This is a genomic window from Actinoplanes sp. NPDC020271 (genome assembly GCF_044388125.1).
GTDB lineage: Bacteria > Actinomycetota > Actinomycetes > Mycobacteriales > Micromonosporaceae > Actinoplanes.
Genome location: NZ_JBIRWQ010000010.1, coordinates 284,311 through 304,829, shown reverse-complemented (window position 1 = coordinate 304,829; position 20,519 = coordinate 284,311). Strand labels below are relative to the sequence as shown.

The 20,519-nt window shown below is 70.2% G+C and carries 21 protein-coding genes; 5 read left to right on the top strand and 16 right to left on the bottom strand.

Translation table 11 applies throughout. The features are described from left to right. Positions 1-677 precede the first annotated feature (677 nt). A complete protein-coding gene (locus ACH442_RS23765) occupies positions 678-1,133 on the bottom strand; it encodes a GNAT family N-acetyltransferase (protein WP_396340276.1) in 456 nt (151 codons plus the stop codon). 244 nt (positions 1,134-1,377) lie between these two features. Here ACH442_RS23765 and ACH442_RS23760 point away from each other — a divergent pair, with 244 nt between their 5' ends. Continuing rightward, positions 1,378-1,833 (top strand): potassium channel family protein, encoded by a 456-nt coding sequence (locus ACH442_RS23760; RefSeq protein ID WP_396340275.1) that lies wholly within the window; start codon positions 1,378-1,380, stop codon positions 1,831-1,833. On the opposite strand, the gene ACH442_RS23755 is transcribed toward ACH442_RS23760, so the two are convergent. Next, positions 1,784-3,310 carry an alpha/beta hydrolase gene (locus ACH442_RS23755; protein WP_396340284.1) on the bottom strand — a complete coding sequence of 509 codons (1,527 nt, stop codon included), beginning with the start codon at positions 3,308-3,310 and terminating at the stop codon, positions 1,784-1,786. The genes ACH442_RS23760 and ACH442_RS23755 overlap by 50 nt on opposite strands. A gap of 116 nt (positions 3,311-3,426) precedes the next feature. Continuing rightward, complete coding sequence (locus ACH442_RS23750; protein ID WP_396340274.1) at positions 3,427-4,494, bottom strand: ATP-dependent DNA ligase; 1,068 nt, start codon at positions 4,492-4,494, stop codon at positions 3,427-3,429. A 76-nt stretch (positions 4,495-4,570) separates the two neighbouring features. On the opposite strand from ACH442_RS23750, the gene ACH442_RS23745 reads away from it, so the two are divergent. Then, positions 4,571-5,422 (top strand): MerR family transcriptional regulator, encoded by an 852-nt coding sequence (locus ACH442_RS23745; RefSeq protein WP_396340273.1) that lies wholly within the window; start codon positions 4,571-4,573, stop codon positions 5,420-5,422. Between the two features lie 5 nt (positions 5,423-5,427). Next, a complete protein-coding gene (locus ACH442_RS23740; protein WP_396340272.1) occupies positions 5,428-6,333 on the top strand; it encodes a transglutaminase domain-containing protein in 906 nt (301 codons plus the stop codon). A 407-nt stretch (positions 6,334-6,740) separates the two neighbouring features. Here ACH442_RS23740 and ACH442_RS23735 read toward each other — a convergent pair whose 3' ends face one another. The 3 genes from ACH442_RS23735 to ACH442_RS23725 form a co-directional block, all read right to left on the bottom strand. After that, entirely contained in the window at positions 6,741-7,109 is a 369-nt protein-coding gene (locus ACH442_RS23735) for a DUF3037 domain-containing protein (RefSeq protein ID WP_396340271.1), read from the bottom strand. Then, complete coding sequence (locus ACH442_RS23730; protein WP_396340270.1) at positions 7,106-7,828, bottom strand: HipA family kinase; 723 nt, start codon at positions 7,826-7,828, stop codon at positions 7,106-7,108. The genes ACH442_RS23735 and ACH442_RS23730 overlap by 4 nt, the downstream gene beginning before the upstream one ends. Before the next feature lie 351 nt (positions 7,829-8,179). Then, positions 8,180-8,734: a hypothetical protein gene (locus ACH442_RS23725; RefSeq protein ID WP_396340269.1), complete on the bottom strand. Its 555-nt coding sequence runs from the start codon at positions 8,732-8,734 to the stop codon at positions 8,180-8,182. Between the two features lie 347 nt (positions 8,735-9,081). Between ACH442_RS23725 and ACH442_RS23720 the strand changes: the two genes are divergently transcribed. Beyond that, positions 9,082-9,711 (top strand): TetR/AcrR family transcriptional regulator, encoded by a 630-nt coding sequence (locus tag ACH442_RS23720; protein WP_396340268.1) that lies wholly within the window; start codon positions 9,082-9,084, stop codon positions 9,709-9,711. A gap of 1 nt (position 9,712) precedes the next feature. On the opposite strand, the gene ACH442_RS23715 is transcribed toward ACH442_RS23720, so the two are convergent. Then, on the bottom strand, positions 9,713-11,179 hold the full coding sequence (locus ACH442_RS23715) for a deoxyguanosinetriphosphate triphosphohydrolase family protein (RefSeq protein WP_396340267.1): 1,467 nt from the start codon (positions 11,177-11,179) through the stop codon (positions 9,713-9,715). Between the two features lie 10 nt (positions 11,180-11,189). Continuing rightward, complete coding sequence (locus ACH442_RS23710) at positions 11,190-11,708, bottom strand: hypothetical protein (RefSeq protein ID WP_396340283.1); 519 nt, start codon at positions 11,706-11,708, stop codon at positions 11,190-11,192. 148 nt (positions 11,709-11,856) lie between these two features. Between ACH442_RS23710 and ACH442_RS23705 the strand changes: the two genes are divergently transcribed. Beyond that, positions 11,857-12,957 carry an MBL fold metallo-hydrolase gene (locus ACH442_RS23705; protein WP_396340266.1) on the top strand — a complete coding sequence of 367 codons (1,101 nt, stop codon included), beginning with the start codon at positions 11,857-11,859 and terminating at the stop codon, positions 12,955-12,957. 372 nt (positions 12,958-13,329) lie between these two features. Here ACH442_RS23705 and ACH442_RS23700 read toward each other — a convergent pair whose 3' ends face one another. The 8 genes from ACH442_RS23700 to ACH442_RS23665 form a co-directional block, all read right to left on the bottom strand. After that, the gene (locus ACH442_RS23700; RefSeq protein ID WP_396340264.1) at positions 13,330-13,545 is read right to left on the bottom strand and encodes a hypothetical protein; all 216 of its coding nucleotides are present in this window, start codon (positions 13,543-13,545) and stop codon (positions 13,330-13,332) included. A 124-nt stretch (positions 13,546-13,669) separates the two neighbouring features. Beyond that, the gene (locus ACH442_RS23695; RefSeq protein ID WP_396340263.1) at positions 13,670-14,566 is read right to left on the bottom strand and encodes a diacylglycerol/lipid kinase family protein; all 897 of its coding nucleotides are present in this window, start codon (positions 14,564-14,566) and stop codon (positions 13,670-13,672) included. Positions 14,567-14,643: 77 nt separating this feature from the next. Then, positions 14,644-15,543, bottom strand: coding sequence for a DNA-3-methyladenine glycosylase family protein (locus ACH442_RS23690; RefSeq protein WP_396340262.1), 900 nt, complete (start codon positions 15,541-15,543; stop codon positions 14,644-14,646). 265 nt (positions 15,544-15,808) lie between these two features. Further along, positions 15,809-16,942, bottom strand: a complete 1,134-nt coding sequence (locus ACH442_RS23685; protein ID WP_396340261.1) for a Pecanex-like protein 1 — start codon at positions 16,940-16,942, stop codon at positions 15,809-15,811. 43 nt (positions 16,943-16,985) lie between these two features. Further along, complete coding sequence (locus ACH442_RS23680; RefSeq protein WP_396340260.1) at positions 16,986-17,747, bottom strand: DUF4142 domain-containing protein; 762 nt, start codon at positions 17,745-17,747, stop codon at positions 16,986-16,988. Between the two features lie 17 nt (positions 17,748-17,764). Further along, entirely contained in the window at positions 17,765-18,493 is a 729-nt protein-coding gene (locus ACH442_RS23675) for a hypothetical protein (RefSeq protein WP_396340259.1), read from the bottom strand. 168 nt (positions 18,494-18,661) lie between these two features. After that, a complete protein-coding gene (locus ACH442_RS23670) occupies positions 18,662-19,441 on the bottom strand; it encodes a zf-HC2 domain-containing protein (protein ID WP_396340258.1) in 780 nt (259 codons plus the stop codon). Next, on the bottom strand, positions 19,438-20,121 hold the full coding sequence (locus ACH442_RS23665) for a sigma-70 family RNA polymerase sigma factor (protein WP_396340257.1): 684 nt from the start codon (positions 20,119-20,121) through the stop codon (positions 19,438-19,440). The genes ACH442_RS23670 and ACH442_RS23665 overlap by 4 nt, the downstream gene beginning before the upstream one ends. Positions 20,122-20,519 lie beyond the last annotated feature (398 nt).

Sequence of the window (20,519 nt, the reverse complement as noted above, 5' to 3'; positions counted from 1 at the left end):
CCACGCGATACGACAAACTCGCCGTCCGCTACGAAGCCACCCTCACCATTGCCGCCATCAACCAGTGGCTCCGAGCGCTACGAAACACGGCCTAGCTCTCCCCGTTGACAGCGCCGCGCCGCTTTCCCCGTTGACAGCGCGGCACCGCTTTCCCCGTTCACAGCGCGGCACCGCTTTCCCCGTTGACAGCGCGGCACCGCTTTCCCCGTTGACAGCGCGGCACCGCTTTCCCCGTTCACAGCGCGGCACCGCTCTCCCCGTTCGCAGCGCAGCGCCGCAACGCCTGCGGCCCGCACGCCACCATGCGCGCTGCGGGCCTTTGGTCGCCCCGGCATGGGCGACCGGCAATTCCGGCCGCCCGCGCTATGCGCATCCCGCGGCACCCGTAGCGCTGTTACCGCGCAGCCCTCCATCACACCATGCAAACCCCGACACCTCATTGCCGTGGAGCCCGGCCGGACTGCCGGACTGCCGGGCTGCCGGGCTGCCGGGCCGCCGGGCTGCCGGGCTGCCGGGCTGCCGGGCTGCCGGGCTGCCGGGCTGCCGGACTGCCGGATCGGCCGACATCGGTGCTCGCCAGACGGGGGCAACGGCCCATCCCGCGGTGGACCCGGCGGAGGGCGTCCCGGTCGTGGTGGGCGCGGCTCAGTGCCGTACGCGCAAAGCGGTTTCTGGGGTCAAAGGGTCAGCTTCATCCCCACGTGCGAGGCGGTGAATCCGAGCCGCTCGTAGAAACGGTGTGCCGCGACGCGCTTGTTGTCCGAGGTCAGCTGGACCATCGCGCAGCCGCGGTTGCGGGCGCGCTCGATCGCCCAGCGCATCATCTGTGCGCCGAGCCCGTTGCCGCGCCGGCCGGAGTGGATCCGGACGGCTTCGACTTGCATCCGCCACGCGCCGCCGCGGCTCAACCCGGGCAGGTAGGTCAGCTGGCACGTCCCGACGACCACACCGTCCTCGACGGCGACGATCAGCTCGTTGTTCGGGTCGCTGTCGATCGCCTCGAACGCTTCCCGGATTGACGGCTCCACCTCGGCCGCCACCTCGCCGAACCCTCGCTCCTGCGTGAGCGCGTCGTCGGCCAGGAGGGCGAGCACAGCGGGGACGTCGTCTCGTTGAGCGATCCGGAATTCCATGGCCGCCAGTCTCGCAGCGGCGTTCCGGTGCCCCTCCGTCGCCCTCGAAGGGTTCCCGGGCCGCCTCGAACGGTCCTCGGGCGACCCCACCGGTTACCCGGGCCGGCTTCGGGCGGCTCTCCGTCGGGTATCGGGCCGCCTCCCGGCGTGCGGCCCCGAGCCTCTGTCAGCCCCGCTTCGAGCGACTCCGCCGCCGACTCCGCGCCTGGCTGCGCGGCGTTACTCGCTCAGGCACGATGACGTCATGAACGTGCTGCTCAGCGTGCCGCGGGCGGTCTACCGCGGAGTTATCTGGCTGGCCAACTCGCCTCGAACTCTGCTGCTCGCCTATCTGATCCTGATCGTGGTCTGCGGCGGTCTCTACTCCCGATTCGAGTCCCGGTCGCTCGGTGACTCCCTCTGGTGGGCGGTCGTCACCGCGTCCACCGTCGGTTACGGCGACATCTCTCCGTCGAGTTGGCCGGCCCGCATGCTGGCCGCGCTGCTGATCTCGGTCATGGTCCTGGTCGTGATCCCACTGATCACGGCGCACTTCGCGAGCAAGTTGATCGTCGACCACGACGCGTTCCGGCACGAGGAGCAGGAGGAGCTGAAAGCCAATTTGCGTCAGGTCCGCGCGCTGCTCGAGGAGATGGCCGCCCGCCAGGGCGTCACTTCGCCGGGCAGCGTAAACCCTCCTTCGGCACCGTCAGATCGATGAGGTAACCGTCGACCGCTTTCGCGATGCAGGCGGTCGACGGGTAGGCCGTGTGGCCCTCGCCCTCCCAGGTCAGCACGTGTCCGGTGCCGAGCATGCCGGCCAGGTGCGCGGTGTTCTCATACGGCGTGGCCGGGTCGCCGGTCGTCCCCACCACGAGGATCGGGGGTGCGCCGTTCGCCTTGCCGGCCGGATACGGATCCCGCTTACCCGGCCAATACGTACACGGGAGCATTCCCATCGCCAGCGGCGCCCCGAAGATCGGGTATTTCTTCCGCCACTCGCTCTGCAGCGCGCGCACCTGCTCGGCGGTCGGCGCGTCCTCGGTGTCCGCGCAGTTCACCGCGAGGTTGGCGTCGAAGAGGTTGGTGTAGGAGCCGTTGGCCTTGCGCTCGGAATACTGATCGGCCAGGTCCATGATCCCCTTGGCGTCGCCGTCGGCCAGGTCGGAGATCGCCTCGGCCAGGCTCGTCCAGCCGGTCTCGGTGTAAAGCGACGAGATCAACCCCACGAAGATCCAACCGGCGGTCACCTCGCGGCCGTCCCGATACTTCTGCGGGGATTTCTCGGCCTTGGCCAGGGCGTCGATGACCGCGCCGCGCGGGTCGGCCGAGATCGGGCACTTGGCGGCATTCGCCTTGCACCAGGTGGTGAAGTTGCCGAACGCCCGCTCGAAGCCTTTCGCCTGGGTCTCCGAGCCCTGGATGTAATCCTCGGTCGGGTCGATCGCACCGTCGAGGACGAGGGCCCGGATGTTCTGCGGGAACAGCTGCGCATAGGTCGCGCCGAGCAGCGTGCCGTAGGAGAAGCCCAGGTAGGTCAGCTTGCTGTCGCCCACCGCGGTGCGCAGCGCGTCGATGTCCCGGGCGGCCTGCTCGGTGGAGAAGTTGGCCAGCTGGTCACCGTATTTCTGGCCGCAGCCCTCGGCGATCCTCTTGTTCAGCGCCGCGACCTGGTCGAACTCGGCCTGGCTGACCGGGTCGGGGTCGGCGCCGAAGCTGGCGTCCTGATCGGCGTCGCTGATGCACTTGACCGGGCTGGAGCGGCTGACGCCGCGCGGGTCGAAACCGATCACGTCGAACCGGTCGGTGACCTCGGTCGGCAGGCCGCCCAGCTGCGGGCCGAACGAGAGGTAGACGGCGAGGTCGATGCCGGAGCCACCGGGACCGCCCGGGTTCAGCATCAGGGAGCCGATCCGCTGCTTCTGCGACTTGGAGCGCACGCGCATCATCGCGATGTCATATGTCGCGCCGCTGTCCGCTTTCGCCCAGTCCTGCGGCACCTTGACGGTGGCGCAGTCGTAGCTCATCCCGGCGGCACCGCGGCCGACCAGTTTCTCCGGCACGTCCTCGCAGGGGGACCACTGCGCGGCCGCGCCAGGCGTCGACGCGGACGTCGGGCCGCGGCCGCCGGCCGGGGCGGCCGGGTCGTCCGAGCCCTCGGGCGCGAACGCGGGCAGCGTGCAGCCACTGGTGGTCATGACCAGCACGGCCAGCAGCGCGATGACCGAACGCGATCGACGGGGCACGGCACGTCCTTTCGACGAGCGTTTTCTCAAGCGCGCCCTAGGCTAGCCGGTGCCCCCGACAATCCCGCTCAGCGGCTGGTGAGGACCTCGGCCAGATCGAAGCGGACCGGGCGCTCCAACTGCTCGTAGGTGCAGGTCCGCGGCTCGCGGTCGGGCCGCCAGCGCTCGAATTGGGCGGTGTGCCGGAACCGGATGCCCTCCATGTAGTCGTAGCGGACCTCGACCACGCGCTCCGGGCGCAGCGGGACGAACGACAGGTCCTTGCCGTTGTTCCACCGGCTCACCTCGTTCTTGCGCGGGGTGCGCTCGCCCTGCTGGTGCGCCGCCCAGTTCCACGGGTGGCCCTCGAACTCGGTGACCAGCGGCTGCATCTCCTCGAACAGCTCCTCGCGGACCTTCATCGGGAACGAGCCGATCACCCCGACCGAGACCAGCACGTCCCGTTCGTCGTAGAGGCCGAGCAGCAGCGAGCCGATCCGGTTGTCGCCGGACTTGTGCAGCCGATAGCCGGCCACCACGCAGTCAGCGGTGCGCTTGTGCTTGATCTTGAACATCACCCGTTTGTCGGGCTGATAGGTGAGGTCACGGGCCTTGGCGATCAGACCGTCCAGCCCGGCGCCCTCGAACTGTGAGAACCACCGCTGGGCGGTCACCAGGTCGGCGGTGGCCGGCGTGACGTAGATCGGCGGTTTCGCCTGTGCCAGGGCCTGTTCGAGCCGCTCCCGGCGCTGCTCGAACGGCAGCTCGGTGAGATCCTCGTCACCGAGCGCGAGCAGGTCGAAGGCGACGAACCCGGCCGGGGTCTGCTCGGAGAGCAGCTTCACACGGCTCGCGGCGGGGTGGATGCGCTGCTGGAGAGCCTCGAAGTCGAGCGTGTTGCGCTCGGTGTCGGCGACGATCACCTCACCGTCGATCACCGCGCGCTCCGGAAAGTTCGCCAGCACCGCCTGCACGACCTCGGGGAAGTAGCGGGTCATCGGCTTCTCGTTCCGGCTACCGATCTCCACCTCGTCGCCGTCCCGGAAGACGATCGACCGGAATCCGTCCCATTTGGGCTCGTAGATCTGCCCCGGTGGGATCTCCGCGACGGGCTTGGCGAGCATCGGCTTGACCGGGTGCTGGATCGGCAGCTGCATCCGCTCAGTGTGCCGGGAAAATTTCTTCGAGGGAGCCCTTTACTCTGCCCCTGGGGCAGACCCCACGATCGATCGCATGAGTTCGCCGCTTCCCTCCGCAGCACCCCTGACCGCTTCCTTGTCCATTGCAGAGTTCGGCCGTCTGGCCGGCCTCTCGGCCAAAGCCCTCCGGCTGTACGCCGCGTCCGGCCTCCTGCCACCGGCCGATGTCGACGAGAGCAGTGGCTACCGGCGATATACCCCGGCGCAGCTCGACCCGGCCCGCCGGATCAGCCTGCTGCGCCGGCTCGGTGTTCCGCTGGGGCTGATCGGCGAGATGCTCGCGCTGCCCGACGCCGAGGCGGTGACCCGGCTGGACCGCTGGTGGGCCTCGGAGGACGCCGCCATGGAGGCCCGCCGCTCCACCTACTACTGGTTACGCACCGGTCTCGCCCACGCCGACGACCCCCAAAGGCCCTACTCGGTACGGACGGAGCGCCGCTCCGAGCGCAAGATCGCCACGATCCGGGTGGAAGTCGACCAGCAGGCCCTCGTGCCCGCGATCGGCACCGCCCAGTGGACCATCCGGGCGCACCTCGACGAGCAGGGCGCCGTGCACGGCCCGGAGCACTGGGTGATCTATCACGGCCTGGTCACCCCGGATGCCGAGGCCACCGTCGAGGTCTGCGTGCCCTTCGCCGGGACGGTCGAGCCGGCGCGGGAGATCGCGCTCCGGCTGGAGCCGGCCCGGCTCGTGGCCTTCGCGACGGTGCTGCGCGACGACTGCTTCTACCCCCGCATCACCGCGGCGTACGAAGCGGTGAACCGGTATATCGCCGACACCGGCCTGGTCGCCGCCGGCCCGCCCCGCGAGATCTATCTGAACCACTGGGAGCGACTCACCGGCGAGGATCCGTTCGCCCTGGTCGCCCAGCCGATCGAGGAGTGACGACGATGGACTGGACACGACAGACCCGGTTCTCCGACCCGGGCCGCCACCACGACCTGCTCGCCGCGCTGCCGGCCGACGTGACCGCTGTCAACGCGGCCGTGCGGAACCTGACCGTGCACTATCGAGCCTCCGGCATCGACTTCCCGCCGGACCGGCTCGCCGAGATCGACACCCGCTGGGTGGGCCGCATGCTCGACCTGGATCAGGAACGCTTCGCCGGTGTCCCGCTCGACGCACCGCGTCCGGAGGCGGAACGCGTCGTCGGCTGCTGCCGGGACGCTGCTCTGCTCGCGGTCTCCGCACTGCGGGTGCACGGCGTCGCGGCCCGCACCCGGGTCGGTTTCGCCGGCTACCTGACGCCGGGCTACCACGTGGACCACGTGATCGCGGAGTATCACGACGGCTCCCACTGGGTCGGCACCGATCCCGGCGTCGGCCTGGCGGTGGTGGAGCTGAACCCGGCCGGGTTGCACACCGCGGCGCAGGCCTGGCGGTCGATGCGGCGCGGCGAGATCGACCCCTCGGCGTACGGGGTCGGCCCGGGCCAGGAGATCGGCGGCCCATGGATGATCCTGCACTACCTGACGCTGGAGCTGGCCCACCGGATGGGCGACGAGTTGCTGCTCTGGGACATCTTCGGCCAGAGCATCCCGTTCGCCGACCGGGAGTGGTCCGAGCTACCCGCCGAGCTGCCGTCCGACCTGACCCACCTGGACGAGATCGCCGACCTGTTGCTCGCGGCCGACGCGGGCGACGATGCCGCCGAACGAAAACTGGAGGCGCGCTACATCGAGGACCCGCGGCTGCATCCGGGCCCAGCAGTCCGTTGCGTCTCGCCCCGCGGCGCCCGCTACGACGTACCTCTCGGACCGGCCGCCCGCTCTCGTAGGGCGGCCGCTCTCGAGTAGGTCGGCCACTCTCGTCCCCCACGCCCAACCGGCCACGCAACGCCGTGCTTGCCTGCGCGAGCCGGGGCCACGGCGCGCCTGGCCGGACGGCCCCGGGCCGCCCCGGCCGCTCCGCTCCGGGCCGCCCAGCTCAGCGCCGGGACGGTCCGCGCCGGGCCGGTCTGCCCGTGCCGGGCCGGTCTGCCCGTGCCGGGCCGGTCTGCCCGTGCCGGGCCGGTCTGCCCGTGCCGGGCCGGTCTGCCCGTGCCGGGTCGATCTGCCCCGTGCCGGGCCGGTCTGCCCGTGCCGGGCCGATCTGGCCCGCGCCTTGCCAGGCCGGTCTGGCCGCGCCTGGCCGTGCCGGGTCGAGCTGTGTCGGGCGGGGTTGGACTGTGTCGGGCCAGGCCAGAGGTGGGTGGTCGGGTTGGTCAGTGGACGAGGAGGGTGACGAGGCGGGTGAGTTCTGACGCGGCGTCCTCGGCCAGGCCCATGTGCACCGGGCCGGCCCGCAGGATGGTGCTGCGCGGGGCGACCAGCCAGCGGAAACGTTCGCCCAGCTTCATACCGGCGGAGGCGCCTCCGCCGGAGCAGGTGGCCTCCCACGAGTCCAGGGCGCCGCGGACCGCGGCCACGTCGGCGGCCGGGTCCAGGCAGAGCAGGCGGGTCTCGTCCAGATGAGTCCGAGCCGCCAGGAAATCCTGGCGCTGACAGTAGAGGAGCACTCCGACGTTGATCAGCTCACCGCGTTCGATCCGGGGAACGGCCTGGATCACCGCGTACTCGTAAGGGACCCTCATGGCAGCCACGCCTCCGGCTGCGCGGCACGGCGCGCGAGGTGATCCAGATAGGCGTCCCGGTCGCCGTCGTCCAGCCAGTCCTCCGGGACCAGCTCCACCACCTCGGCGAGCAGGTCGCGGGTGATCCGGGCAGCGAGCGCCGGCCCTTCTGCGGCCAGCTGCGTGGCGTACGGCTTGAGCACGTGGTCGTCCCACTTGTACGGCCGGTGCACCACGCTCTCCGCCCGCGCCCAGTTGTGGTGGAAGTACAGGGTGGCCCCGTGGTCGATGAGCCACAGGCCACCGTGCCAGATCAGCAGGTTCGGGTTGCGCCAGCTGCGGTCCACGTTCTCGACGAACGCGTCGAAGGCGAGGACCCGGCTGGCCAGACCCGGCTCGACCGGGTGCGCGTTCGGGTCATAACCGAGCGCGCCGGGAAGGAAATCCATGCCCAGGTTGCCGCCGGCGCTGGCCTTGATCAGCTCCTGGACTTCCTCGTCGGGTTCGGCGCGGGCCACCACCGGGTCGAGCTCCACGCGGGCGAGTTCCGGCACCGGCAGCCCCAGCCGCCGTGCCAGCTCACCCGAGATGACCTCGGCGACCAGCGCTTTAGGGCCCTGGCCGGCGCCGCGGAACTTCACCACGTAGGTCCCGAGATCGTCGGCCTCGACGACGCCGGGCAACGAGCCACCCTCCCGGAGAGGAGTGACATAACGAATAGCGGTGACCTCGCGCAGCACTCGATCACCCTATCCAGCCGCAGTTGACGCCCGGGCCGGTGCACCCGTCACCCCGCTCTTCCGCAAGGTGGCGAGTGCACCGTCCCCGGAGACGGCCGGTCCGCGGGGTGCCGGTCCGCGGGGGCGCCATTCCACGACGGGCGCCGATCTGCGGAAGTGCCGGTCGGCCGGCGGTGCTGGTCGGCCGTGGCGTGGTGCGGAAGTGCCGGTCGGCCGGGGCAGTGGTCGGCCGGGGGTGCCGGTCGGCCGTGGCGCGGTGTGGAAGTGCCGGCCGGCCGGGGGCAGGGGTCGGCCGGGGCGCGGTGGCGGGCCGAGGGCAGGGGTCGGCCGGAGTGCGGTGGCGGGCCGGGGCTACTGGGTGTTGGGGCCCTGGCGGCGCAGCTCGTCGACCTTTGTCATGGCTGAGCGCAGGTCGGCGAGCCAGTCCTCGGTGTGCTGGCCGACCAGGCGCACGCACCAGGCGAGCGCGTCCGAGCGGGAGCGGGCCACGCCGGCGTCGACCAGCGTGTCCAGGACCTGGCGTTCGGGCTGCCGCAGGCGGGTCATCACCGGGGCGGCCAGGTGCGTGTAGAGCTCCGACGTGTCGCCGCACCGTGCGCCCCAGGCGACCTTGCGCTGGTAGCGGTGCTCGACCTGACGGGCGACCCGGATCCGGTCGTCGCGGGTGTTCTCCCGGAACTGGGCGATCCGGCCGCCCTGGGCAGCGGCACGGTCAGCATCGGTGGACTCGGCGGCCAGGTCCGGCTCGGGTAGCCGGCCCCAAATGATGATCTCGTCGCGGTCGACGACGACCTCGGGTGGTTCGGCGAACCATCCGTCCGGCACCGCGCCGGTGATCCAGGCGGCGGCGTCGTCAGCGGGCGGCGGCTCGGTGCGTGCCCCGGGCGGGGCGGGACGGAATCGCATGACGACCTCCTGAGTTCCTGTGTTGATTACATACTTACACCGCAATCCCGTAACTCGCCACTGCGCGGCCCGTCCGGGCCTGTCGAGGCGGGACTTGAGCAACTGCTCAACGGCGTTTAGCCTGACACTTGAGCGGCCGCTCAAACGGGGGGTGGCCGCTCATGAGCCGCACGGACGGGCGGAAGCCGGGGCGGATACTCCGCTGCGGATGTGGCGGTCGAGCCGTCCGCGTTTGATCATTAGCGCCTGGACGGCCGTACGGGAAGATGGCTTTTGATCTCAGGGGTTGAAGCCACCTCGCCGCGGAGATCCGACCGCCCGAACCGCACCCCCGCCGGAGGAATCAGGTGAGCGACACCAAGCAGCGCCTGCTCGACGGCGCGCTGACCGCTGTGCGTGAGCACGGCGTGAACGGCGCGTCGGCCCGCACCATCGCCTCGGCCGCGGGAGCCAATCAGGCGCTCGTCTTCTACCATTTCGGCTCGGTCGACGAGCTGCTCGGCGCGGCCTGCCGGCAGGCGACGGAGCGGCGGGTGGCGTTCTACGCGGACCGGTTCGCCGCCGTGACCACACTGCGCGAGCTGCTCCAGGTGGGCCGTGACCTGCACGCTTCCGAGCTGGCCCAGGGCAACGTGTCGGTGCTGGCCCAGACCCTGGCGGCGGCGCAGAGCAACGAGCGGCTGGCCGAGTCGATCCGGGCGACGCTGCAGCTCTGGACGGACGAGATCGAGGCGGTGTTGCGCCGGGTCCTCGCCGATTCGCCGATCGCCGAGGTGGCCGACCTTCCGGGGCTGGCCGGGGCGATCTCGTCGGCGTTCGTCGGGCTGGAGCTCTTCGAGGGGATCGACGCGGAGGGCGGGCGGCGTGCGCTGGACGCGATCGACCAGCTCGCGGTGCTGGTCGAGGTGATGGACGAGCTGGGCCCACTGGCGACCCGGGTGCTGCGCTCCAGGATCAAGAAAGCCGGCAAGAAGTAGCTCAGAGCACGAACGTGTCCGTCCACAACTGCCGCGACCGCCCCGCCAGCGCCTCCATCAACCCCACCGCCTGGCTGTCCGTCAACCCCGCCACGAAGTCGATCACCGCTCGCCCGCGGGCCTGGCCGCGCCGTCCCGGCGTACCCTCCGGAAGTTCCGCCTCGGCCAGCTCCACGAGATCCCGCAGCCGGCGGGGCAGCCGATCCTCCTCGTCGGGGTCGGTCAGCCAGGCCAGCAGGGCCTCGACCAGTGACGCCAGCAGCCGGCCCTGACCGCGCTGGTGCAGGGCGAGGTCAGGCCGCGCCAGGACGAACGTGTTCTGCACGAACTTGAGGACCTGCACCTCGTGCCACTGGGCCACGGCCAGCTGCGCGTGCCCGCTTCTGATCGCCGCCTGCTCGGTCAGTTCCACCGAGTCGACGAGCCGCCGCGTCCAGGTCGCCGAGAACGCCGCGACCCGGGCCTCGGCCTGCACCGACCCGTCGAACGGCTGCGCCAGCAACCCGTCCACCAGCTCGGCCCGGACCAGCTCGACCGCGTCGGCGAACGCGTCGTCGTCGGCGATCCAGCCCTCCTTGCGGTGCAGGCTGCGCCGCAGTGACTCGATCGCGCCGCCGGCCCGTTTCAGATCACTCTCGGCGCCCCAGCGCTGCCAGGCCATCAACTCGGTGGCCACGGCGCCCTGCTGCAGCACACCGACCCGGTGTACGTCCTCGAGATCATGGATGGCGTACGCGATGTCGTCCGCCGTGTCCATCACCGACGCCTCGACGGTCTGCTGCCAGTCGGCGATCCGGTCGGCGAAGGGCGCACGCGCCGCCCGGACGTCGTTGATCTCGGTCGAGTAGGCGCCGAACTTGGCCGATCCACTGTCCGGGTCGTCCGGATGGGCCGCGGCGCCGCGCGGTGGCGGATCCATGAAGCGCGGATGCGGGTCCGGATGCCCGTGCCGGGTCCACGGGTATTTCAGGATCGCCGCCCGTACGGCACTGGTCAGGTTCAACCCGATCGTGGCCTGCCCGCGGACCTCGGTGCTGGTCACGATCCGGTACGACTGGGCGTTGCCCTCGAACCCGTCGCGCAGACCGAGCCGCTGCCGGGCCAGCCGGTCCAGCACCCGCTCGCCGAGGTGCCCGAACGGCGGGTGCCCCAGGTCGTGGGCGAGCGCCGCCGCCTCCACCACGTCCGGATCGCAGCCGCCGAGTTTCTCCGTCAGATCGGGGTCGGCGGCCTGGAGCCGCTCGGCGATCGCCCGGGCCACCTGTGCCACCTTGAGGCTGTGGGTGAGCCGGTTGTGCACCAGCAGCCCGGCCCCGCCGGGGCTGATCACCTGGGTGACCCCGGCGAGGCGGGCGAAGAAGGGTGAGCTGACGATCCGGTCCCGGTCCACCCGGAAGGGGCTGAAGGCCAGGTCGCCGGGCGCTACCGTGCTGTCGCCGAAGAGCCGCTGAGCACGTGGATCGTTCATGCGCGGAAGGTTACCGGGACTGCAGGGCGTCCAGTGCGACGGCTACCGCGGTGACCAGGCGGCGGTCCAGGTTCGGCTCGTTGATGGTGACGTTGTAGCGGTCCCGCAGGCCCCACTTGCGCTCCACCGAGAACGCGATCCGGCCGTCGACCTCGAAGTCGAAGTGGTACGGCAACCAGGACAGGTAGTCCACGAAGCGGCGCAGCAGCGCCACGAAGAAGTTCCGCTCCTGGCCGACGAGCTCCGGCCAGCCCGGCTGCTCCAGCACCCAGGTGGAACGGAACAGGGAGGCGCCGAACTTCTTGCGGAACAGGCCGATGCCGTTGCCGGCCGCGTCGAACACGTCGTAGGTCGCGCCCAGGTCGAGCACCTGACGAGCCTTGAAGCCGAGCAGCGGAACCTGCTTGGTGTCGTCGGTGTAGAGGGTCACCTGCTCCTTGAACGCGAGCCGCTTCTGCTGCGCGAAGGCAAGGACGCCCGCTTCCTGACCGTCCGGGCTGACCGCGTGCACCTCGTACTGATTCACCATGAAACGAATGCGCTGACGCACGATGAGCTGCGTCTGCTGCTGGAGAATATCGATCGTCACCGCGGCAGTGTGTCATACCGGTCACAAGCTGAGGACGGGCTCAGGCAGGGGCTGGGCGGATTGCGCCGGATCAGGTCAGACTGGGCGCATGGCGAAGCGTGTTCGTACCCGTACAGTGGTGGCTCTGGCACTCGGCGCCGCGGCGGTCTGGGCCGCGCGCGACCTTCCCGCCCAGATGGGCGCCAAGGCGCGCGGCGCACGTCGCGCCCGGATGGAGTCGTCCCCGCAGTTCTCCGGCGGCAAGTTCCGCAACACCGTGCCGGCGACCGAGGTGGCGGCGGCTTCGATGCCCAAACTGTTCGTCGCGGCGGTGACCGATCGTGACACCCGCCGCCCGCACCTGCCGGTCCCCGTGGTCACCCCGGCCCCGGCTCCCGCGGACGGTCTGCACGTCACCTGGTTCGGGCACTCCACCGCGATGGTCGAGATCGAGGGCCGTCGCGTGCTGCTCGACCCGGTCTGGAGCGAGCGCTGCTCCCCGTCCCGGCTGACCGGCCCGCGCCGCCTGCACCAGCCGCCGGCACCGCTGCGCGAGCTGCCCCCGCTCGACGCGATCCTGATCTCCCACGACCACTACGACCACCTGGACATGGCGTCGATCCAGAACCTGGTGGACCTGCAGGCCGCTCCGTTCCTCGTCCCGCTCGGCGTCGGCGCGCACCTGGAGCGCTGGGGCGTCCCGGAGACCCGCATCATCGAGCTCGACTGGAACGAGTCGCACAAGATCGGCACCCTGGAGCTGATCGCGACCCCGGCCCGGCACTTCTCCGGCCGCGGCTTCAACCGCGACGAGACCCTCTGGTCCAGCTGGGTGATCAAGGGCCCGACGCGCCGCGCCTTCTACTCCGGCGACACCGGTTATTTCCCCGGCTTCGCCCGGATCGGCGCCGAGCACGGCCCCTTCGACGTCACTCTGGTGCAGGTCGGCGCCTACGGCGACGCCTGGCCCGACATCCACATGATCCCGGAGGACGGCGTGTCGGTCCACGTCGACGTCCGCGGCGACCTGATGATCCCGGTCCACTGGGCCACGTTCAACCTCGCGCTGCACGACTGGTCCGAACCCGCCGACCGCACCTGGAGCGAAGCCAAGGCCCGCGGCGTCAAGCTCGCCGTCCCCCGCCCCGGCGAACGCGTCGACGTCGACAACCCGCCCCCGGTCGACGGCTGGTGGCAACAGATCGCCTGAAGATCAACTTCAAGATCTTCAGGTCCTGGGTCCGCTGTGGTCCGGACCGTCGCTCCCGCGGGGACCCTTCCGGTCCTCGCAGGGCCGTGGCCGGCCCAGGACGCGAGGCCCGCAAGGGCGACGTCCGTGGGTGGTCGCGGTCAGGGCAACAAACCCGTCCACGGCTCAGCCCCCGTTCCCGCCTCCCGTCCCGGCTTCGGTCCCGTCACAGCCGCCCGTCGAGCGGCTGGTGCGGGCCGGGGAGCCGCGCTCGTCGAGCGGCTGTGGGGCGTCCTGCTCGTCGGAGTCCGGGAGAGTGGGACGTGCTGTTTCCGGGCCCACGGCTCAGCTCGCGACCCGTGGGCACCGGAGAGCGCACCCCGGTGGGAAGGGTCAGCGGGCCAGGCCGAAGGCGGCGGCCGTCAGGCCGAGCAGCAGGAGGACCGCGCCGACGGCTAATCGGGCGGTGTGCGACCAGGCGGTCCGCCGATCGTTGCGCAGTGACCGTTTCGCGTTGCGTGCGTCCTGCCAGGCGGCCTGCGTGCGGCCGATCCGGTAGGCGATGACCGGAACGACGCCGGCGGCGAGCAGGGTGCCGATGAGTGTCATGGGAATCTCCCTGGACGACGGATGGTGAACCGCCAGTCTGGGCTCGGCCGCCCACCGCAATCCAGGGGATTCTCGGGCGAATACGCGTAATAACTCAGCAGCCGACGACGAACCACACTGTCAGTTATCGGTCAGAGGCCTTGGGCACGCACAGCGAGACCGCGGCCGGCACGACCGTCGCGGTGAAGTGCTTCGTCCGTTCCCGGGCCCCGCCGTCCAGCTCGTACTCCAGCTTCGACTCCAGCGTGACCTCGATGTCGCGCGCCCGCGTGGTGCGCACGAACGGCGAGCTGTCGGACCGTTTCACCGCCATCGTCCCGAGCGCCCGCGCCCACTGCAGCGCACCCTGCGCGGTGGCCACGCCGACGTCGAGCCAGCCGTCGTCGGGTGAGGCGTCGTCGAAGGCGCGGATGCCGCCGGTGATGGTCCCGACGTTGCCGATCAGCACGCAACTGGCCTCGTCGTCGAACCAGGTGGTCCCATCGATCTTGATCTTCGTGCGGGGCGCGTCGCCGCCGACGTGGCGGATGCCGGTCCAGACGTACGCGAGTTTGCCCAGCCGGTCCTTGAGCGCCCCGTCCGCATCCTTGATCATCGCGCCGTCGAACCCGACGCCGGCCATCACCGCGAAGTGCTCGCCGCCGAGCCGGCCCAGGTCGAGGCGGCGGCGCTCGCCGGTGAACGCGATCTCGACGGCCTGCTCCAGGTCGGTGGGGATGCCGAGGTTGCCGGCGAACAGGTTCCCGGTGCCGGCCGGCATGATCGCGACGGGCACGTCCGAGCCCGCGACCACGTCCAGCGTGCGCTGCACCATGCCGTCGCCGCCCCAGACGACGAGCAGGTCCGGTTTTTCACGGAGTGCCCGGCGGACCTTCTTCGGCGCTTTGCGGCTCTTCGGTACCTCGTACCAGATGAGGTCTTTGATGTCGTGGTCGGTGAGGCGCCGGCGCAATTCGTCCAGGCCACCACCGAGGGTCTTGTTCTTGTGGGCAACGACGGCGATCTTGCGGGGGGTTCGCATATCGCCGCCGTTACCCGAACCGGAGCTCTTCCATTCACCGGCGGCACAGCAGTGCCCGGAAGGAAAGATCGACTAACTCAGAATCGGGCGAACGACCGAACCGGCATTCGCGGGCCGTATCGCGGGGCCAGGTGACCGCCGAGGGCGAGCAGGTCGCAGACCCGGCCCCGGTGCCCGCGGAACGGCTCCAGCAACTCCAGCATCCGCTCATCGGTGCCGCGCGCCTCGCCGGCCAGCGCGAACGCCACCGTGTTGGGAATGTGGTAGTCGCCGACGCTGACCGCGTCGGGGTCACCGAAGACGGTCCGCACCACCTCGGCCGCGGTCCACGGGCCGATCCCGGGCAGCGCGATGAGCCGGGTGGTCGCCTCGGCCGCGGTGGTGCAGCGCTCGAGCCGCTCGGCGACCCGGGCCGCTCCCAGCAGCGTCTGGGTGCGGCGCTGCTCGACGCCGAGCGGGTGGAACTCCCAGTACGCACTGGCGGCGATCGCGGCCGGGTCGGGCGGCAGCATCAGCTCCACCGGGCCGGGCGCGGGCTCGCCGAAGTGCCGGCAGATCGCCCGGTACGAGTGGTGCGCCTCCTTGCCCGTGACCTTCTGCTCGAGGATCGCCCGCAGGAGCCGGGGGAACAGCCGCAGGGTGGCCGGGACCCGTACGCCGGAGAAGGTCTTCGCCAGTTGAGCGACGACCGGGTGACGCCGCGCCAGCTCGGGGAAGCCGCTCACGTCGTCGCGGAGGCCGGCGATCGCGTCGGCGTGCTCGACGGCCCACTCCGCGCCCGGGCCGAAGCCGGTGGCGAGCAGGTCACGGTCGAGGCGCAGGGTCGCGGGGCCGGATGGCGTGCGCATCGCCAGCCAGAACGCGCCGTCCCGGATCGTCCCGCAGGGGTCGTGCTTGGGAACCAGGAGCGGGCGGACCGAGGGACCGAACTGATACCGCTCGGGCGGCGTCAGACGGCGGGTCACCTCGGAAGTCACGGCTGAACTGTGCCACGCGGACCCGGCAAACCAAAGAAAAAGCCGATGGCCCTGTCCCCGGTGCTGGGGGTCAGGGCCATCGGGCGGTGATCGAACGCCCGAGAAAGGCTCGATCACCCGGTTGCGGAGCGGTGCCCCGGGTGGAGGCCGGGCAGCCGCTGTTCCGTCCGGCAGGGGGAAGGACGGTCGGTGGACTCGAAGGGGGGTCCCCGGGAAGGGTTCGAGCCCACCGAACGGCTGTGCTCCGCGCGCTTGTTACAACGAGTTACCGCACCCGGATCCGGACCACGTCGAACGCCGGGGTCTGGTTGGCGCGCTCCATCATCGGGATGCGGTGCGAGCCGTCACCGGCCCACGAGGCGCACTGCGCGGTGCCGGCCTGCGGCAGGCCCGGAACCTGGATGGTGACGGTGTCCGGCGTGCGGCCGCCCTTGCTGTCCTCGGTGGCCACGAAGAACGCCGGCACCGGGTCCGGGGCGGGCGCCTCGGTGGTGTTGGCGAGCATCCGGCAGGCGGTGTGGAAGTGACCGCGGACCAGGCCGTTCTGCAGGACGCTGGACTCCACGTAGTACCCACCCTGGCCGGCCGCGAGGAACCGGTCGCGGATCAGGTTCCGGGTGCTGACCTGCAGCGTGAACGCGGTGTTCCGGTTGACCTGGCGCGGCGCCTGGGTGATCAGCAGCGACGGGTTGTTCGCGGCCGAGCCGACCTCACCGAACTCGGTGCTGACGCAGCGGTCGCCCTTCTGGAAACCGTCGTGCGCCGGCAGCTTGCTGGTGGCGCAGCTGTTGGTCAGGATCCCGAGGCCGGCGCCGGGCGGGGCGGTGCTGGGAGCGGCGGTCGCGCCGCCACCGTTGTTGTTCCCACCACCGTTGTTGTTGCCGCCGTTGTTGTTGCCACCGTTGTTGTTCCCGCCGTTACCGGCAGCGGCGCTGGTGGCGACGGTCGACGGCGCGGCGCTGGCCGCCCCACCGTTGTTACCGCCGTTGTTGTTACCACCGTTGTTGTTGTTGCCGCCGTTGTTGTTGCCCTTGCCGCCACGGCCCTTGTTGGTGTTGTTGCCGACGTTCTGCATCACCCAGTCACGGCAACGCGCCCGCACCTGATCGGTGGTCGCTTCGTCCCCGGCACCGTCGTCGGGGTGCTGGGTGACCTGGCCGTTGTTCGTGGTGTACGTGCCACGGCGGGTGTTCGTCGACAGCTGGTTGTTCCCGCCGGCCTTGAGGTTGTTGCAGGCCGCCAGCGCCGTCTTCTGTCCGTCGTTGGTGCTGGCGCTGGAGATCTGGGTAACCGTCACGATGCCGCCGAATGCCGCGAGCGTGGCGGCCACGGCGATGATCCGGCGCTTCCCGCTGAACCACTTGGAGTTGTCAGCGCGCCGGTACTTGGACCTTCGCATGGGGTGACACCTTTCTTCGTCGCCGTGGGGGCGATATCTCGGGCTACCGCGAACGGAAGATGCGCATGGTGGTGATCACGCCGATCACCAGAGCGGCAGCAAGGACGAGCAGGACTACGGTGTTGCTGAGACCCGGGACTCCGCCGCCGTTGCTGGCGGCCTGGATCATCTGGTCGTCGATCGGGACCGGGCCCTTCTGAGCCGGGTTGGCCGGCGCGGCCACCGTCGGCAGCGCGCCGTAATCGACAACCCCGCTGCTCTCCAGCAGCGTGATGTGGGTCAGCACGAACTGGTTGGCCTCCTGGGCCAGTTTGCGGACGCTGTCGTTGCGGGTGCCGGCCCGGATGGTGGCGATCGCCGGGAAGATCTTGCCGTGGGCCGCGCGGAGCCGATCCACGTAGATCTGGTCGAACTGCGCGCCGGTGGCATTCTTCATCTCGTTCAGCCAGCCCTGCTGATCACCATTGGGCTGGTTGGGCAGGTCGATGTTGAGCTTCTTGGCCGCCTCGCGGTCCAGGGCGTCCAGCGAGACGTGCTGTGCCGCGATCGACTTCCCGATCTTGACGACGTTCGGGTCGTTCGACTTCTCCTGGGCCATGTTGCTGGCCGGGATCTCCCAGAGGCCGGCCAGCCGCACCTTGATCACGAAGTCGATGTCGGCGGCGCTCACCGAGCCCTTGCCGGTGTCGGTCAGCCCGGTGTTCGGGGGGATCGGCACCGGGTTGTCGGCGGCCAGAGCCGGCGCCGCCGGAGTGAGCAGGAACGCCAGCGTCACCGCGGTGGCGCCGACCAGCCAGGACCTCATCTTTGTACCCACCACCATCAGTAGCTGTAGTCGCTGCCGGAATCACCGGAGCTGCCGGAGGCGCCCGCGGGCGGCGCGACCGGCTTCGAGATCTTCGGAAGGCAGGTGAGGTTCTTCGTACCGGTGGGCGTGATCACGAACCACTTGCCGTTGACGTTCTGGCCCTTCCACTCGCCGGGCTTCTTGTCGCCGACGTACGTGTAGAGCGGCCAGCCCTTGAGCGTGAGCTGCTTCGTGCCGTCCGACCGGGTGACCGTGCCGACCAGCTTGGAGTCGACGCCCTTGAGGGTCGGTTTGCCGTCGTTGGTGAGCAGAGGCGGCCAGACCTTCGCGCAGTCCCCGTCGCAGTTGGACTTCGACGGGTTGTCGCCGTCGCTGTCGAACCGGTAGGTCACGAAGCCTTTCGCGTTCTCCACGACCTGGCCCATCTTCGGCACCGAGGTGCCGGTGAGGGACTTGGTCACCTTGTTGTCGGCCACCTTGCCGGTGTCGGCCGGGGCCGGTTCGGCGGTGGACGCGGGATCCGCCGCGTTCGGGTCGACCGCGCCGTCGGTCGCCGCGGCGCCCGGGGTGGCCGCGACGTCGGCGGCGGCGGGTTCGGCCGCGTTGCCGTAGTCAGCCGCGTTGTATCCGGTCGGGGCGCATCCGGGCAGGGCGACCAACGCCGCCAGCGCCGCACCGGCGACCATCAACTTGCGCTTCTCCGGTAGCACTGGGTCCTCCAGCTGATCGATACCTCTAGCCATTTCCGCGCAGTAGTACGGGACCCGTGCGGCAGCGGTTGAATATTCGGCTCGATCAAATCGGGGAATTTTTGTTTGAACCCTCCAGGGGGTCACGTACGTATGGGAATGGCCCGGACAACGAAAAAGGGCCCAGCCGGAGTCGGCTGAGCCCTATTCGTGTTCGGACGATTACGGAATGCTTACCAGCGTGTCCGGGTTCCCGTTCGCGGGGAGCTCCTGAACCTGGACGTGCGCGATGTCGTCGCGCTGCGTACCGGTGACCGCCTGCAGCAGCAGCGGCGCCGGGTTGGCCGCGGTGCCCCAGCCCTTCTCGCCGATCGTCCAGCTGGCGACCCGCTCGGACGTGCCGTCCTTGTGGATCAGGGTCAGCGCGCAGGTCTTCGGGCCCTTGAGGTTGGAGACCGCGAAGGAGATCTGGGTGCCCCAGTCCTTCTTCTCCAGGCCGACCGCGGCGCTCACCTGAGTGCGTGAGTCGGTGCCGCTGTAGTTCTCGCCCGGCAGCGCGGTGCCACCGATGCCGACGCCGTTGCTGTCCGGCAGCGGGTCGAGCTGGTCGCTGCCACGCTGGGCGATCTGGGTGGCCGGGGTCGACGGCTTGTCGGAACCGAGCCACTTGCCGCCGGCGAAGAGCGCACCGATGGAGAGCATCGCGAAGATGACCACGGCGGCGGCCAGCGAGTAGAGCCGACGGCTGTTCGCCCGGGACCGGTCGGTGCGCACCTCGGTGAGCATCTTCGTGAGAAGAACGCCGTCCTTCTCCGACTTCTCCGCGGCGAGCAGCGCCTCCGCGTCGACGTCGGCCAGCGCGTCCGCCACCTGCACGAAGGACTCCAGCTCGAATGCGCACTGTGGGCAGTCGATCAGGTGGTCCTCGAACCGGGCGGCGTCACGGTCGTCGAGCACGCCGAGGGCGTACGACGCGACGTCGTAGTGCTGGTCCTGGGTCATTCCGTCACCCCCCGCTGCTGCAGAGCGGTACGCAGCGCACGCAGAGCGTAATACACGCGGGACTTCGCCGTACCCAACGGAAGGTTGAGTGACTCGGCCGCCTCGGGCACGGTCCGGCCCCGGAAGTACGTCTCGATCAGGATCTCCCGGTGGGAATGGCTCAACTGGCGGAGCGCATCCGACACCGTCATGGACTGCAGGACGCGGTCGGTCTCGTCCGACGTGGTCGGGAAGCTCTCCAGCTCGCGATCATACGTCTCCGCGGGGCGCGCGTTGGCGCTGCGGTGCTCGTCGATCGCGATCCGGCGGGCGACGGTGACCAGCCAGGGACGCAGTGACTGCTGGCCCTGCGCGCCGAGCCGGTGCGCGTTGCGCCAGGCCCGCAGCAGGGTCTCCTGCACGATGTCCTCGGCGCGCTGCCGGTCACCGCCGGTCAGTCGCAGCACGAACATCAGCAACGGTCCCGCGTGCTCTTCGTAGAGCAGCTTGACCAGTGTGTCCTCGTGGCCCGCGCCGGTGTCCGGCTGAGCTCCGTGCCGGGCCGACTGCTGGCGGGGAATCACCGAACCGTCATCCTTCGCACCGCGCCCTCCGTCGACCGCCTGCCACCTGCTTCCGGAGTGTCGCGCCATCACACGCACCCTCTCCGGCGTGAGCCGCTTCTCGGCCACCGCATGCATCGATTCCTCCGCCCGGACCTTTCCCCGTCGCCTGTCTTACGGCTGGGGGGCCCGGCCGGGATCAAAGCCGGCGCGAGATTTTCCGGGACACTCGGTCTCAAGGGTCCTCCGCTGTGGTGACGATCGTGTGGGCGTGCCGGGCCGCGGATCATGGGGGGATTGATCTACGCCGATTCGGACGCCAGGTAAGGCGGAATGATACTCAGTGACATCGGACCCGAGACATGGCTCCGAGAATAATTTCCCCTGATGCAGGAGAGCGTGATCTCGCTGCGTGAACGAATGATTCCGTTGCGTGTTCATCGGTGAGTAATGTGTGGTGAAAGGCGGGGTCACGGAGCCGTTCGGGGGATGCCCGGATATCTCTTGGACCCTTTCGGGCGACACCCGGTGGGGAG